16 protein-coding genes and 1 tRNA gene are annotated in these 14,809 nt (G+C 52.7%); 8 read left to right on the forward strand and 9 right to left on the reverse strand.

The features are described from left to right. The first annotated feature begins 432 nt into the window (after positions 1 to 432). Genes N24_RS04945 through N24_RS04955 form a run of 3 tightly spaced genes read left to right on the forward strand, consistent with a single transcriptional unit; the run spans position 433 to position 1,816 of the window. Positions 433 to 858 (forward strand): hypothetical protein, encoded by a 426-nt coding sequence (locus tag N24_RS04945; protein ID WP_096454859.1) that lies wholly within the window; start codon positions 433 to 435, stop codon positions 856 to 858. Then, complete coding sequence (locus tag N24_RS04950) at positions 855 to 1,229, forward strand: transcriptional regulator (RefSeq protein ID WP_096454861.1); 375 nt, start codon at positions 855 to 857, stop codon at positions 1,227 to 1,229. Before N24_RS04945 ends, N24_RS04950 begins: the two co-directional genes overlap by 4 nt. Continuing rightward, positions 1,226 to 1,816, forward strand: a complete 591-nt coding sequence (locus N24_RS04955; protein WP_096454863.1) for a GNAT family N-acetyltransferase — start codon at positions 1,226 to 1,228, stop codon at positions 1,814 to 1,816. The genes N24_RS04950 and N24_RS04955 overlap by 4 nt, the downstream gene beginning before the upstream one ends. Before the next feature lie 29 nt (positions 1,817 to 1,845). On the opposite strand, the gene N24_RS16225 is transcribed toward N24_RS04955, so the two are convergent. Beyond that, positions 1,846 to 2,139 carry a hypothetical protein gene (locus N24_RS16225; RefSeq protein ID WP_157736400.1) on the reverse strand — a complete coding sequence of 98 codons (294 nt, stop codon included), beginning with the start codon at positions 2,137 to 2,139 and terminating at the stop codon, positions 1,846 to 1,848. Between the two features lie 95 nt (positions 2,140 to 2,234). Between N24_RS16225 and N24_RS16230 the strand changes: the two genes are divergently transcribed. Together N24_RS16230 and N24_RS04965 are read left to right on the forward strand one after the other, a co-directional pair. Then, entirely contained in the window at positions 2,235 to 2,486 is a 252-nt protein-coding gene (locus N24_RS16230; RefSeq protein WP_157736401.1) for a histidine phosphatase family protein, read from the forward strand. A gap of 444 nt (positions 2,487 to 2,930) precedes the next feature. Then, positions 2,931 to 3,302: a hypothetical protein gene (locus N24_RS04965; RefSeq protein ID WP_096454867.1), complete on the forward strand. Its 372-nt coding sequence runs from the start codon at positions 2,931 to 2,933 to the stop codon at positions 3,300 to 3,302. A gap of 62 nt (positions 3,303 to 3,364) precedes the next feature. On the opposite strand, the gene N24_RS16235 is transcribed toward N24_RS04965, so the two are convergent. Both N24_RS16235 and N24_RS16545 read right to left on the reverse strand, forming a co-directional pair. Continuing rightward, entirely contained in the window at positions 3,365 to 3,772 is a 408-nt protein-coding gene (locus N24_RS16235; RefSeq protein ID WP_157736402.1) for a hypothetical protein, read from the reverse strand. A gap of 241 nt (positions 3,773 to 4,013) precedes the next feature. After that, positions 4,014 to 4,478 carry a hypothetical protein gene (locus tag N24_RS16545; RefSeq protein ID WP_231910878.1) on the reverse strand — a complete coding sequence of 155 codons (465 nt, stop codon included), beginning with the start codon at positions 4,476 to 4,478 and terminating at the stop codon, positions 4,014 to 4,016. A 750-nt stretch (positions 4,479 to 5,228) separates the two neighbouring features. Between N24_RS16545 and N24_RS04975 the strand changes: the two genes are divergently transcribed. Next, entirely contained in the window at positions 5,229 to 6,173 is a 945-nt protein-coding gene (locus N24_RS04975; RefSeq protein ID WP_096454869.1) for a hypothetical protein, read from the forward strand. A 94-nt stretch (positions 6,174 to 6,267) separates the two neighbouring features. Here N24_RS04975 and N24_RS04980 read toward each other — a convergent pair whose 3' ends face one another. Beyond that, positions 6,268 to 7,173 (reverse strand): hypothetical protein, encoded by a 906-nt coding sequence (locus tag N24_RS04980; RefSeq protein WP_157736403.1) that lies wholly within the window; start codon positions 7,171 to 7,173, stop codon positions 6,268 to 6,270. A gap of 244 nt (positions 7,174 to 7,417) precedes the next feature. Further along, a tRNA-Arg gene (locus tag N24_RS04985) sits at positions 7,418 to 7,490 on the reverse strand. A 108-nt stretch (positions 7,491 to 7,598) separates the two neighbouring features. Here N24_RS04985 and N24_RS04990 point away from each other — a divergent pair. Then, a complete protein-coding gene (locus tag N24_RS04990; protein ID WP_096454873.1) occupies positions 7,599 to 7,868 on the forward strand; it encodes a hypothetical protein in 270 nt (89 codons plus the stop codon). 32 nt (positions 7,869 to 7,900) lie between these two features. Here the strand turns inward: N24_RS04990 and N24_RS04995 are convergent, their stop codons facing one another. The 4 genes from N24_RS04995 to N24_RS05010 are packed head-to-tail and all read right to left on the reverse strand — an operon-like array spanning position 7,901 to position 10,189. Then, positions 7,901 to 8,140, reverse strand: coding sequence for a mycoredoxin (locus tag N24_RS04995; RefSeq protein WP_096454875.1), 240 nt, complete (start codon positions 8,138 to 8,140; stop codon positions 7,901 to 7,903). Positions 8,141 to 8,151: 11 nt separating this feature from the next. Next, positions 8,152 to 8,610 (reverse strand): dihydrofolate reductase, encoded by a 459-nt coding sequence (locus N24_RS05000; RefSeq protein WP_096454877.1) that lies wholly within the window; start codon positions 8,608 to 8,610, stop codon positions 8,152 to 8,154. Beyond that, positions 8,607 to 9,407 carry a thymidylate synthase gene (locus tag N24_RS05005; RefSeq protein ID WP_096454879.1) on the reverse strand — a complete coding sequence of 267 codons (801 nt, stop codon included), beginning with the start codon at positions 9,405 to 9,407 and terminating at the stop codon, positions 8,607 to 8,609. The genes N24_RS05000 and N24_RS05005 overlap by 4 nt, the downstream gene beginning before the upstream one ends. A gap of 23 nt (positions 9,408 to 9,430) precedes the next feature. Then, positions 9,431 to 10,189, reverse strand: a complete 759-nt coding sequence (locus tag N24_RS05010; RefSeq protein WP_096454881.1) for a 3'(2'),5'-bisphosphate nucleotidase CysQ — start codon at positions 10,187 to 10,189, stop codon at positions 9,431 to 9,433. A gap of 34 nt (positions 10,190 to 10,223) precedes the next feature. Between N24_RS05010 and N24_RS05015 the strand changes: the two genes are divergently transcribed. After that, the gene (locus tag N24_RS05015; protein ID WP_096454883.1) at positions 10,224 to 14,801 is read left to right on the forward strand and encodes an ATP-dependent helicase; all 4,578 of its coding nucleotides are present in this window, start codon (positions 10,224 to 10,226) and stop codon (positions 14,799 to 14,801) included. The last annotated feature ends 8 nt before the right edge of the window (positions 14,802 to 14,809 follow it).

Raw genomic sequence — 14,809 nt, forward strand, 5'->3', positions numbered from 1 at the left:
CCGTGCTATCGGGTGTAGGTGATGTGGTTACTCCACTGTTTCCTCAGTCGGAGAGTTCTTTTTGAACCTGGATGTCACGGGGGAAATGCGGACCGGAGAAGATGCTCATGGCTCTGATTATTTCACGTCGCTCTTCCTACTGCGCCAACTTTGCAACAGCACCTTGCTTTCGGCAATCTTGCTTGTGGGTGTGATCGGTAAATTCATGGCCGAGCTGGGTGAACTTACCGTCCTGTTCAAAGCGGGACTGGGCTGCCCGACATGCATGTAGACACGGATGTCACTGTTACTGGCGAACGTGAGCTCCGGATTGATGGTTATGGCCCCTGCGAGTGGCTCTTTGGTGCGGATGGTCAGTGGGCCACCCGATAGGTACCGGCTCCGATTCGAGCCGACTGGACCCAATCACTTTACGAGTGTTAAAGTTATTGTATGGATGTAAACAGCATTTCTATTCATAATGCAACCCGTATGGTCGCCGTGGGTGAGAAGGCTGCTCATGACGCGCGGCGGACCACTCGCTGGTTCCGTGTCTTTGTGATCATGCAGGTGGCCTACGCTTTGGCGCTCACCCTGTCGATCGATGTCGCTGGTGTAGACTACTGGAAGGCCTTCGCGCCGTTCGTGCTGGTGACGCTGTGTATCTGGATGATCGCGTTCCAGTACCGGAGGACGGTTCCGCGACACGGGCTACGGAACATGGGGATCGCGGTGGCGACGTGGTTTGTGCTGTACACCCTGATGTTCGATCCGGCGCTGCAGTTGTTTGGGCTGTCGTCGCCATGGTGGTGGGTGCTGGCAGGCGTGGTTGCTGTCACTCCGATCCTCGCGTGCCTATTCGCAAGCTCACGCCGATGACCACACCCAAAACGACAAGGTCACAACAATCTGAGTCAAAGTATGGGGGTCATCCACGCAAAGACCTCGATGCCCTCGTCCATTCCCCTGTGCGGTTTTCGTTGCTCGCCGCGTTACAGAATTTGGAGGATGTGGACTTCCGGTTCATTGCAGACCTTCTCGAGGTGAGCGACTCTACTCTCTCCCAGACGCTCACTGTGCTGGCAGATGCAGGCCTTGTGACGGTGCGCAAAGAAGCAATGGGTAGACGGACTCGTACCTGGGTCGGTATCACCGCCACCGGACGCATTGCGTTTGAACGGCACCTGGAGACATTGCAAGCCATCGTCAGCACCGGCACAGTGGAGCAACCATCGGAGGAAACCACATGAACACGAGCATTCGAGTACGCGTCGCAGACGCAGATGATCTTGCTGCTGCTGCCGACACCCTCGCGGCTGCGTTCGAGCACTACCCCTGGACCCGCTACGTGATCCCGCAGGAGCACTATCATGAGCGTTTGCGTGCCCTGCAAAAGCTATACCTGGAGTATGCCCAGGCGAACGGCATCGTCGGCGTCGCAGGCCACTGCGATGGTGTGATTGCGCTCCTTCCCCCTGATGCACCTGAACCAGAGCCGGGGATGGTCGATGAGGTGATGCGCCTGCATGGTGACAGGATCGGCAGGCTCCAACAGGGCGACCCGCCCGCGGGTGCGTGGCGTGTGGAGACCCTGGGCGTGCGCCCGGAACGACAAGGGCAACGGCTGGCATCGACACTCCTTGTCTTTGCGCTGGCCGAGGCAGTCCGCCGGGGCGGCGAACAGGTCGTGCTCGACACCTCCGATCCGCGAAACGTCCGCCTCTACGAACGCCACGGCTTCCACACCACGACCCACTCCGATAACGGTGATGGCCCGCTAATATGGACCATGACCGCGACCTTTGAAAACTCCACGACAAGGGAAGCTTCCCTATGACAACGGCTGCCACAGTGTTAGAGGAGTATCTAGCTGTCGCGAATATGCACGACTTTGACCAAGTGTAGAAGATCGTCGCTCCCGATGCGGTCAATTTCTTCGGGGATGCGAGCTGTGTAGGTCTGGCTGAGGTGCGGACCTATTTCACGCGCACCTGGGCAATGAATCCTGTCGAGTAGTATTGGGCCGAAAACACCAAATGGGTCACGCGCACACAGGACGCTGCTGTGCCAATCTACGCATACCACTGCAAAGGCACGATCAACGGAGTGCAGTGTTCCGGCGCCGGGCATGCCATCAACGTCTCCGCATACACTGGTCACAGATCGCAACTCACACACGAACACCTCAACCCAATGCCTCTCACTCGAATAGTCCAGCTGGGTACGGAGGTCGGAGAATGGGAAGGCTATATTTCGTGCCCCATCCCGAAGCTACACGCCACATCGACGGTCTCGTCGGCGGCTGGCACGACTCCGAACTCACCGCCACAGGCAGAGAGGGTATCGGCGGGGTCGGAGCTTCGTTGAGAAACAGGATCCCTTCTGGTGAACACACTGAGCTGTACTCGTCAGACCTGAAGTGCGCTTCGCAGACCGCAGAAGCTATCAGTGGGCACCTGGGAATCCCGCCTGCCTTCGACGCACCCTTACGTGAGAAGTCGTACTGAGTTGCCGAAGGCAGGTCGCAGGCCTGGCTTGATGAGCATTGTCGGACTCCACCAAAAGACGAGGAACGTATGAGCCACGACAAAATATCGAGGGGGCCGAAACTATGTGTGCACTCGGCACCTGCATCTATGAAGTTGTCTAGCTTCAGATCGTCTGTGAGGGCCGTTAGCTATTAATTATGTGCTCCGTAAGGAAATAAACGTTGAAGGTTGAACTGTCATTCTAACAACAGTTTCTGTCGCCCCTCTTATAGCTTCAGCGAGAGCGTCACGCCATTTGAAAAATAAGTTCTTGTGGCGATCCGTGCTTATTCCCAGTGCTTTTTAAAAGACAGTTACGGAGCTATTCAATTGATCTTTAATAACCCTGCAGCAGTCGATTATGGTGCCTTTTAATTGCCAGGTAATCGCCTCGTTATTGACCGATAGGGGGCAATAGGAATTATGCAGTATCGACAGTTAAGCAAAATTTTTCATGCAGCTCATCATGCACAGGCTCGCGAGCTCGTAGAAACTACTTATCGTGAGCGGCTCAATCGTCCCGAGACAGTAAATACCGGCGTGCTGGTGGGTGGTTTTCCGCTGTTTTGTGTCGTTGACGAAGAAGTCGAAGCGTTAGTTTCTGAGCTGAAGCGGCTCGATGCACAGCTGTCGCAGCAGATTAATGGGCAGAAATTGCATGATCTCGCCGGCGAGGAAGTCGTTGCGAGTAACGGTGCTGTTGCAAAGTTGGGGCAGGTCAGATCTAACGCTGAAGACAGCTGTTTGGCATTTGCTAAACTTTGCGAATTGGGTGTTTTTGATTGGATGTTTTAGATACTGGTTGGATTCATTGTGGATTGGATCACAGCTACTACGTTAGACGGTTTGGTAGTTTTCTAGAATCTCTTCCGGCTCGACATCATAGAACCGCCTAAAACTGTTCGTCTTTCGCTCTGTACTTCGCTGAACTCTTCCGAATTCTGACGTGAGAAGCTTTCACGGTCAAGAGCTTTTTCATCTCCTGTGCGAATCCTTTTAGCACGAAGTGCCGAAGTAACGTGCCCATTGTAGGCTTTGATCTGGTACCCATCTAGATCGGGTTCGCATGGTTCCCCAGTAGCGGTGAAAGTGTGAGGTAAAAAATTCATTATCGATCTGTCGAAGAAAATGCTTTTATAACAATTAGGACAATAGCCTCTGCTGCCGATATTAAGTTTGATTTCTGGTTTCAAGCGTGGCGCTCGTTTACTGGAGCGGTTTCTTTTGGCTAAGGGTTTCTTACGTGAGCCACGGTTCTTAGTCATATTGCTATCGTAATCAGTCTGGTATTTTTACAACCAGAGGATCGGACTCGTAAAACCTAGCTAGATTGTGCCCAGTCTGGTTAAGTCTAAGTATTTCAAGATTGGTTATCGCTTTAAAGATCGAAACTACTATTTCGTTCGAAGCTGGCAAAGGAACTGCTTAAACATTAAACAATTCCAATGGAACCAACTATTCAAGCGCAGTAGTAACAAAGAGCATTTCAAGAAGCGGTTGGCATTGCTACCTGCGACTGACCCGTCTAGTCCATGTATTTGGAACTTGTCGCTTTGGTTGATTTTCAGCTAGAAATGCTGCGGCATCCTCGCGCTTGCTAAAACTTAAACGTGCATTCTCGCCCAGCTCCTCGCGGTCTAAGAGATTAGCTACGCGCCTGTGGCTCTTTGGAAATAGCTCGGTGCTCAAATCAGCGAAGATCAGATCTCGAACACCGAAACGACCGTTAATTGGTTGCTGATGTGACGCCGGATCATTTGCGTCACATGTAATAGCGAGGTGCCACTTTTTACAAGAACACTTTTTCAGGTCTTCTGTCTCTGCAAAGAGTGCGGGTAATTGTGCGCGGTTCAGTGTTCCAGATGGGATCTCAGATGCTAGAGCTTGTTTATGGACAGTGCCAATCCACTTATTGGTGGAGGTTAAGATAATGTCAGCTGCTCCTGGGACAACGTCCGTGAAACGGTACATTTTTTCAGGAGTTGAGTTGTGTGTATGGTGCAATTTTTGAGCGGTTCCTTTCAATAAGTGGGATAACCTGAAGCGGATATAGTCTCGTACTTTCTATACCGCTACAGTCATTGGACTCTTCTCTCGGATTGGCCCCTATAGAATTCTCCACTGTCTAGAGGATAGCCTCGATCGCATCAAGCCTTAAGCGATTAAACCGCTGCTTTGGACGAGCTTAACAGGTTTACATCAGACAAAGTTCAGTAATCGCGTGGAGGAGAAAAAGATGCCGCAGATAGTTTTTAACATCACCCCGGAACAGGAGCGGGCTCTGAAAGGTTGGACGGTCCACATATTCGCCAGGGAACTGGCGGTGTCTTATTTGCCGTGGAAGTCGTGGACGACAGAGAAGTGAATGCTTACACAATCGCGGTTGACGGGACGCTCGTCTCCGAGAGACTGGAAGGATTTGGTCAGGGCTGGTCTCAGTTTTAGATCGAGGTATCAGACGTTGGTACGGTCGTGTCTAAGCATCGGCAACAGGGTATTGAGAATGATTGCGCCGTGAGCACCCGGTGATCTACCCCCGAATCACCTTTTTGATGTGTTGATTTAGGGTCTTGGACTTAACCCAACAGATTTGGGCATTAAAAGACCAGGTTAAACAGGGTAACCGAGTTTGCAATGGATCCACCCTGGGGCCGTCATGCAGACCCCTGGGGCGGGTGTTTAGCCCTAGTTCTAGCTTCCATTTCTTCTTAGGATGAAGCCATGGAAAACAAACCTAACACGAATGACAGATACCTCACCTATGGTGTTTCATTCGATCTCCACATCTCACGATTTCCAGTAAAAAATGAATCACTGTTGGCGCAGGAAGATATTGATGCCTTGTCGACAAACTCGGTGATCAAGCTTTCGAGCGAGACCCGTGAAGCCGTGCAAGACCTGATCAAGGCGGTTCTGAAGTTGAAGAACCGCCCCCAACCCGATGAATTTCAGATTTCAAACGTGGACATGATGCTCAAAGGATTAAGCGAAATAATGACTGATAATGACTACCTGGCAAAGATCGTGAATAACGCGCAGATGCTCCCCGGTATCGATTTTCTGGCCAACCTGCTGGGTAAAGATGGCGAGGAAGTTGACAGCCCTGATGCAGACTTCGACTACACTGCTGATGTCATCAGAGGTGCTCTGGTTGTAGCAAGCCTTCAAATGATTGATGAGCTTTTCAGCGATCTGCGCCTGTTGGAGCGTAAGTACTCAGACGATGTGAACGAAGCAATTTTGATCGAAGACACGATGGTCCTTTGTGGCTTGCCACGACGGTATGCACATCGCTATGACATCTTGTTTACACAGCGATTTCTCATGGCTGTTGCCGATGTGAGTTCATCCATGACAAACGGATGGATTCCTTTGCCAACAGTCGCACACCAAATGGCGTTTAATCTCCTCCTCAATAATGCTGAAGCGGTGGTCGACGCTCTCGCAGCCTCAGATGATCGGATTGTGCCTATTTGGCGGGAGATTATGGACACGGCTCTGTTTCGAGATAGGGACTTCGAGCTGCTGTACGATCCGAGGTTCGATGGCGTGGAAGACGTTCACGACAGTGTGAAGCGGTACGAGAACCTCAATTTCGATGACTGGTTCACTCCTCTTTTTGGTCCGGGATCCTTGCCATCGCCATATCCACGGAATGATACCTAGTGCTTTTCATCTTGGGTGAATATTAAAGACCCTGTTAGGCTTTAGTCACTACAAATATTTGTAGTGACTTGGTCTACCAGGGTTTTCTTACTTTTTAATCCGTCTCATTTCTATTTTGATAGAAGCTTTTTACTGATTCCATCGTGGTTTCGTAATCTTCTACGAACAGGATTTCGTACTCAAACCAGAATTGTGGTGACGATCTAAGGCTCACTAACAACTCCGAAAGATCAGGGAAGACCCGATTTGGAAATAGTTGAGTCGTTTGAGAGAAGTTTATTTCGTCACAAATTATCGAAATGATATTGCTAATCCAATGAGCATGCTCAAAGCATCGTAAAACGACATTGGCTGAATCCGGAAACAATGGCGCTCCGTAGTTGAATTCAAATCGGTTTACGACCGCCGCTTCTATAAAATCTGCACCTGTCGTATTCGCGATATTTTGAAGGGCTTCAGCCATTGTCTCGGGGTAAGCGCATCTCTCGATAAGCCAATCAGGTGGCTTACCAACGCTGCTCGCGAGCTTAAACCAATGATCGGTTACGCTCCTCAGAGGTTGCTTATTATCCGCTGTGCCTTTAGACAGAGACTCAAGGTGCTCATATCGCCCGGGCCCATTCGAATAGTGGGTGAGCAATTCTACCAGCGCCGTAGTGAAATCTGATGGGTTCTTAACAGGGGTAATTGGTCGACTATTTCTGTTAAAAGACAGAGCACTCAAGTCTATTTCGTCCACCTGTTTAAACAATTTATCGATATTGTGGCCAAAACTTTTAACAGGTTTAAACGTGTCGAGATTTAAATAGTCCCAGGCGGAAAGTGCTAACTTGCATAGTCTCTCAAGAGCTGTTGTCGTTGAAAGAAGACCTTCGTACAGGTGAAAATTATAGGCGCGGTGGCTTTCCCAGCAATCCCATTTCTTGGGGGGTAGGGACTCTGCTGAGCTGTAAAGCGCCGTGGTTAAACTGAGCAACACCAAATTGGCACTCTTGCGCAAGTGCGGTCCACTGTTCGTCCTTAAACAAAGTGTCTTCTCACCTCAAAATGATTGTGTGGTTTCAGAATCTTATTGAACGTCTTGTTGGCTGTGCGATGTCGGCTTGTTTCTGATACCCCATGTCAAGCTCTTCATCAGGTAAAAAGCCATTTCAAAAAGGGTACTTAAAAGAGTACTTCCGTGATTTCAAGAGAATTTAAAAAAGGAAGAACCCCCATTGATGCAGGTCAATGGGGGTATTTTGTGCCCTGGAGAGGAATCGAACCTCCGACACCCGCTTTAGGAGAGCGGTGCTCTATCCACTGAGCTACCAAGGCGTACCGAACTAGATTACAACACGCGTCACGGGATGAAAAAGTGGGGGGTTACTTTCGATCTGGAAGGTAAGGTGGAGGATATTACTTTCCGGTCCTTAAGGAGTGACATTGACCAGGTATAAGCCTTCATTTCATGATGTGCAGCGTCGTCCGATTGTGGTTCACCAGATCACCAAGGACAATATTCCAGTATTAGCTGTTGATGAGATTCAAAGTGATGGTACGCCTCGCCGCATTATGTTGCTGAATAAATATGATGCAAAGCAGTTAAGTGCTGCGTGTGATCGGTATTTGCAGGAAACTTATTCAGCTTCCTTCGCGGGAGTTAATACGGATTTATCGCCAGATGATATGGCAAAGCTATTTGGTGATGATTAAATAAAAAAAGAGCCGAAAGGCTCTTTTTGTTTTTAGGCTAGGGCTTCAATCTTGGCGATGACCTCTGCAGCTGGGGGATTAGTTGCATGCGTGCCATCGGAGTAGCGCACGGTCGGGACGATGCGGTTGCCGTCGTTGACTGATTTGACCCATTCGCCGGCTTCTTCGTCCTGGTCGACATCGATGATGTCGTAGTCTTGGCCTTCGAGGCCCTTCAGGAGAGATCGGCAGTAAGGGCACCAGTCGGTGGCGTAGATGGTTACATTACTCATGGTTTTGCTCCTTAAACCTTGGTGTAGCGCTGGAACTTGTAACGATACTCGCCTGAGGTCATCCATTCAGATTCGTGAGAAAGCTGGAAGTTGTCCGGGATTTCGGGTGCGTAGACGGGAGTTTGAACATCGAAGGTGGCGTCGATAAGCGTTATTTCTAACACGTCGGCACTGCCGACGGTGGCCTTGTAGACTTCGCCGCCGCCCATGATCCAGCCGCTTTGCGGCACTTCGGTGACCACTGTGCCGCCGGTGGACCATTCGCCGGGCTCGCGTGAGGATAAAATGAAATTCTCGCGCCCGGGAAGTGGCTTGAAAGGGAGGGATTCCCAGGTGCGGCGACCCATGATGACTGGTTGGCCCATGGTGGTTTCCTTGAAGTGTTTGAGATCTTCAGGGATGTGCCAGGGCATGCCGGTGCCGTCGCCGATGACGCCGTCGCGTCCTTGTGCCCAAATCGCACCGATCATACGGAGACCTTGCCGCGGATAAGTGGGTGTGGATCATAGCCGGACACAGTGATGTCGTCGAAGCTGTACTCAAACATGGACGCTGCCTTGTTGAGCTCCAAAGTGGGGTAGGGGCGCGCTTCGCGGCTCAGCTGCTCTGCGACCTGTTCCTTGTGGTTGTCATAAATGTGGCAGTCACCGCCGGTCCAGATGAACTCGCCGACCTCTAGGCCTGCCTGCTGGGCAAACATGTGGGTAAGCAGCGCGTAAGAGGCAATGTTGAAAGGCACACCCAGGAACATGTCCGCGGAACGCTGGTACAGCTGGCAGGACAGCTTGCCATCAGCGACATAGAGCTGAAAGAGCAAGTGGCAAGGAGGAAGAGCCATGTTTTCAAGCTCGGAAACATTCCACGCCGAGACAATATTGCGACGTGAATCAGGGTTCTTCTGCAAGGTTTCTAAAGCACCTGAGATCTGGTCAATGTGGCGACCATCAGGGGTTGGCCAGGAACGCCACTGGACGCCATAAACAGGGCCTAATTCACCATCTTCATCAGCCCATTCATTCCAAATGCGGATGTTGTTTTCCTGTAGCCATTTGACGTTGGAATCACCACGAAGGAACCACAGAAGTTCCCCCACAACAGAATGGAAATGAACCTTTTTGGTGGTCAGAAGGGGGAAACCCTCATTGAGATCGAAGCGGATTTGTTGCCCGAACAAAGAGGTTGTGCCGGTGCCGGTGCGGTCGTCCTTGTGGGACCCTTCTTCTGAGATTTTTCGAAGAAGGTCTTCATATGGCGTTGGAACAGTCATGCTCGCAATCTTAGAGGTGCGGCTTAATAAGTTCCATTCGCATCGTAGTACTTAGCGCACATCGCGAGGATGTCGTCGGCAAGCTCGGGGCGGCAGATCAAAATATCTGGCATGTAGGTGTCTTTGTTGTTGTAGGTCAGCTCGGAACCGTCAAGGCGTGAGCAGTGCAGTCCTGCAGCTTTGCAGACACCGACTGGGGCTGCGGAATCCCATTCGTATTGTCCACCGGAGTGAATGTAGGCATCATAATCACCAAGCAGAACGTGCATGGCTTTAGCACCGGCAGATCCTAAAGCCTTGGTTTCAAACCCAAGCTGCTCTGCGCAATCAAACGCAACCTTTGGTGGGCGGTTGTGGGAGATAGCAATGACTTTGGAATAAGGGCCGGTCACTGCGCGAGCATCAGCGGAGTGGAACACCACACCCAGGTCGGGAAGCCCAACTGCGGCGTGGGTGGGGATGCCGTTTTCCACCAAAGCGATGTGTACTGCCCAGTCTTGGCGGCCGGTGGCAAACTCTTTGGTGCCATCGAGGGGATCGATAATCCACACGCGGTCTTTGGAAAGACGTTCTGGATTGTCGGCGGCTTCCTCAGATAAGAAACCATCATCGGGGCGGTGCTGTTCAAGTACTCGAGCAATCCAGCTTTGTGCGAGTTCATCACCGGCATCGCCGAGATTTCGACCTCTTAAGACTCCAACGTTGCGGACACCTTTGAGGATTTCTCCGGTTCCTTGGGCGAGACGATGGGTGAGAATCGAATCATCAATCTGAGCAGTCATGTTCTCAATTCTAGATGTTTGGTTACATTAGAGCATGGATAAAAGCATTCTTTCCCGATTCCGGCCTCAAGTAGCGCAGTGGTTCCGGGATGTTTTCGCATCACCCACGCCTGTTCAGGAAGGCACGTGGGAGGCAGTTTCTGAAGGCAAGAATGCGCTTGTTGTGGCCCCGACGGGTAGTGGTAAAACCTTGGCTGCGTTTTTGTGGGCATTAGATTCGTTGACAGAACAAACAGGTCAACAGGTTTTAGACACGGGAACACCGGTGCCGGTTCGTGGTGGGAAAGTGAAAGTGCTCTACATTTCCCCGCTCAAAGCCCTGGGCGTGGATGTGGAAAATAACTTGCGGGCACCATTGACAGGTATCGCTCGAACGGCCTCTCGGATGGGGTTGGATGTGCCCAATATCACTGTGGCGGTGAGGTCGGGGGATACCCCATCGGCGGAACGTGCGCGTCAGGTGCGTAAGCCTCCAGATATTTTGATCACCACCCCGGAGTCAGCATATTTGATGCTGACCTCCAAAGCGGGGGCGATTTTATCTGATGTGGATGTGGTGATTATTGATGAAATCCACGCCATGGCTGGCACCAAAAGGGGAGTACACCTTGCTCTAACATTGGAGCGTTTGGAACAACTGGTGGGCAAACCTGTCCAAAGAGTGGGGTTGTCTGCCACCGTTCGTCCTTTGGAAACAGTCGCTGGATTTTTAGGTGGTGGCCGGCCTGTGACCATCGTGGCACCCCCAGCTGAAAAGAAGTGGGATTTAACAGTCACGGTTCCGGTTGAAGATATGTCAGATCTCCCCGTGCAGGAACCTGGATCGACCATTGGGGAATTAGTCATTGATGATCCCTTGGGGCTAACCGGTGAATCTGCGCTGCCCACCCAAGGATCGATTTGGCCGTATATCGAACAACAGGTCTACAACCAGGTGATGTCGGCGAAATCGACCATTGTGTTTGTTAACTCCAGGCGTTCAGCGGAACGTTTAACCAGCAGGCTAAATGAGATCTGGGCGCTGGAGCACGATCCGGAATCTCTATCACCGGAGCTGCGGAGAAATCCTGCGCAAATAATGGTCTCTCAAGATGTGGCGGGTAAAGCTCCGCAGGTTATTGCACGTGCACACCATGGCTCTGTGTCCAAGGACGAACGCGCCACCACGGAAACGATGCTGAAAGAGGGCAGGCTGCGGGCAGTTATTTCAACGTCGTCTTTGGAATTGGGCATCGATATGGGTGCTGTGGATCTGGTGATTCAAGTTGAGTCACCGCCGTCAGTGGCAAGTGGTCTGCAACGCGTGGGGCGTGCGGGGCATACGGTGGGGGCGACGTCGATAGGCTCTTTTTATCCCAAGCACCGCTCGGACCTGGTGCAAACCGCGGTGACCGTGCAGCGGATGAAGGAAGGGCTGATCGAAGAGATCCACGTGCCGAAGAATGCATTAGATGTGCTGGCGCAGCAAACGGTTGCAGCTGCCTCGATCAAAGATGTGCAAGTTGATGAATGGTACGAGACTGTTCGCAAGGCGTACCCATACCGGGATCTGGCCCGCGAAGTTTTCGATTCTGTTATTGACCTGGTCAGCGGCGTGTACCCGTCGACCGATTTCGCTGAGCTTAAACCCCGCGTGGTCTATGACCGGGTGGCAGGAATCTTAGAATCCCGCCCCGGAGCGCAACGCGTGGCCGTGACCAGTGGTGGAACCATCCCGGATCGTGGAATGTTCGGAGTGTTTTTAGTCGGCGATGGGCCTCGGCGCGTAGGTGAGCTCGATGAGGAAATGGTCTATGAATCCCGCGTCGGTGATGTGTTTACGCTCGGCGCTTCGAGTTGGCGGATTGAAGAGATCACCCGCGATCAGGTGCTGGTCACCCCCGCGCCGGGGCATACGGGCAGGCTGCCTTTTTGGACAGGTGACGGCGCAGGTAGGCCTGCTGAATTGGGCAAGGCTCTAGGCGCTTTTCGACGCACCACCCTAGCCAATCCGGCAAGCTCCGGGTTAGATGGCTGGGCACACGATAACCTGATTGCTTTTTTGCAGGAACAAGAAGAAGCCACGGGTGTGTTACCTGATGAAAAAACCTTGGTGCTGGAACGTTTCAAAGACGAGTTAGGTGATTGGCGAATCGTGCTGCACACCCCATATGGGCGGGGAGTAAATGCAGCATGGGCGTTGGCGGTGGGCGCAAAAATCGCTGAAGAAACTGGCATGGACGCCCAAGCTGTCGCTGGCGATGATGGCATCGTGCTGCGGTTGCCCGAAGGTGATGAAGACCCAAGTGCAGCGATGTTTATGTTTGAGGCAGAAGAGATCGAAACGCTGGTGACTGAGCAGGTAGGAAACTCAGCACTGTTTGCCAGCAGATTCCGTGAATGTGCCGCGAGGGCTTTGTTGTTGCCGAGACGAAATCCTGGCAAACGTGCACCCTTGTGGCAACAACGACAACGAGCAGCACAGCTGTTGGATGTGGCGCGAAAGTATCCCAGCTTTCCGATCATTTTGGAAACCGTGCGCGAATGCCTTCAGGATGTTTATGATCTTCCGGCGCTGAAGAATCTTATTGAAGATTTGCAACTTCGAAAAGTGCGGATCGCGGAGGTGACCACGCAGCAACCAAGCCCGTTTGCGTCGTCTCTGTTGTTTAACTACACCGGCGCATTCATGTACGAAGGCGATAGCCCACTTGCAGAAAAACGCGCCGCCGCATTGGCGTTAGATCCGGCACTGTTGGCAAAACTGTTGGGAGAGGTAGAGCTTCGGCAGCTGCTAGATCCCGACATCATTGAAGAGGTCCACCAGCAACTGCGCAGAAAAGGAGACCGGGCTGCTCGAAACAATGAAGAATTAGCAGACTCTTTGCGGATCCTTGGACCGATTGCCTTGGAAGAATTAGGCGAACACATCACCTTTGAACATCCCGATCTTGGTGATCGCGCCATGATCGTGCGCATCAACGGCAAAGAACACCTAGCCCAAACGTTGGATGCCCCGCTGCTTCGTGATGCTTTAGGAGTTCCCGTGCCACCCGGTGTGCCAGCGCAAGTAGAAACCATCACGGATGCATTAGCGCAGCTAGTTAACAGGTGGGTGCGCACCAGAGGGCCTTTTACCGCAACTGATTTGGCAGAAGCCTTCGGTCTGGGAATTTCCACAGCGATCACAGCCCTTCAGAGCGCACCGGTGACAGAAGGAAGATACAGGCAAGGAATCCAAGACCAGGAATACTGTGCGACGGAAGTGCTGTCGATTATCAGGCGTCGAAGCCTTGCTGCTGCCAGGCAACAAACCAGACCTGTCTCCCAAACAGCGTTTGCGAGGTTCCTGCTTGATTGGCAACAAATCGCACCAGTGGGATCGACACCCGAACTAAGGGGAGTAGATGGCACCTACACGGTGATCGAACAATTAGCAGGCGTTCGCCTACCCGCCAGTGCATGGGAAGATTTAGTTCTGCCGCACCGGGTTGCTGATTATTCACCAACACACCTCGATGAACTGACGTCTAATGGGGAAGTGCTTATCGTGGGTGCTGGCCAAGCGGGAAGCCGAGATCCGTGGATTACGTTATTGCCAGTCGATTACGCAGCGCAGTTGGTGGGGGAGGCGTCGACAAGCATGAGCCCACTGCAAGACGCCGTACTAGAGCAGCTGCGCGCGGGAGGTGCCTTCCTGTTCTCAGATATTCTCGAAGAGAATTTCGGCTACACCGCAGCCCAGCTGCAAGAAGCGATCTGGGGGCTGGTGGAAGCCGGCCTGGTCAGCCCTGACAGCTTCGCGCCGATCCGCGCGCGCCTGGCGTCGGGGACCACAGCGCACCGGGCGAAACGTCGACCAGCAAGATCCAGGCTGCGCACCCGCACCAGCTTCCACACCGACGTCCCACCCGATATGCGCGGACGCTGGACCTTAGCCGTCCAGCCAGCCGACGCAACCAGCAGATCAGTCGCGCACGGCGAAGCATGGCTCGACCGATACGGCGTGCTCACCCGCGGCAGCGTCGTTGCTGAAGACATCGTCGGAGGTTTCGCGCTTGCCTACAAAGTGCTTTCCGGCTTTGAAGAAAGCGGCAAAGCGATGCGCGGCTACTTCATCGACGGACTCGGCGCCGCCCAATTTTCCACCCCCGCCATCATCGACCGTCTCCGCGGCCACGATGATTCCCCCGACGTCGAAGGCTGGCCATCCGGCGCCACCGACCCGGATGTCTACCTCATCGCCGCCGCCGACCCCGCCAACCCCTACGGCGCCGCACTTTCCTGGCCAGAGCAGGGGCCCAGCCGCGCTGCAGGAGCCATGGTTGTGCTTTGCGACGGCCTCCTCCTCGCCCACCTCACCCGTGGCGGGCGAACCCTGACGGTGTTTGAAGCAAACATCCCCAAAATTGCACAAGCCCTTGCAACCTACGATCGCCTAACCGTTGAAAAAATAAACGGCGACAACGTCTTCGACTCCCCACTGCTTGAAGAATTTCGCAAAAATGGAGCTTCCATCACCCCGAAGGGAATGCGATTTAGACAACCAACCGCACGAGAAACCCCAGCCTATGATCCTCCGACTTTTGATCCTCCGACCAGGCCTTTTCGCGGAGGCTTCGGGCGACGATAACCTGGTGA

Origin of the sequence: Corynebacterium suranareeae (assembly GCF_002355155.1) — a bacterium.
Lineage (GTDB): Bacteria > Actinomycetota > Actinomycetes > Mycobacteriales > Mycobacteriaceae > Corynebacterium > Corynebacterium suranareeae.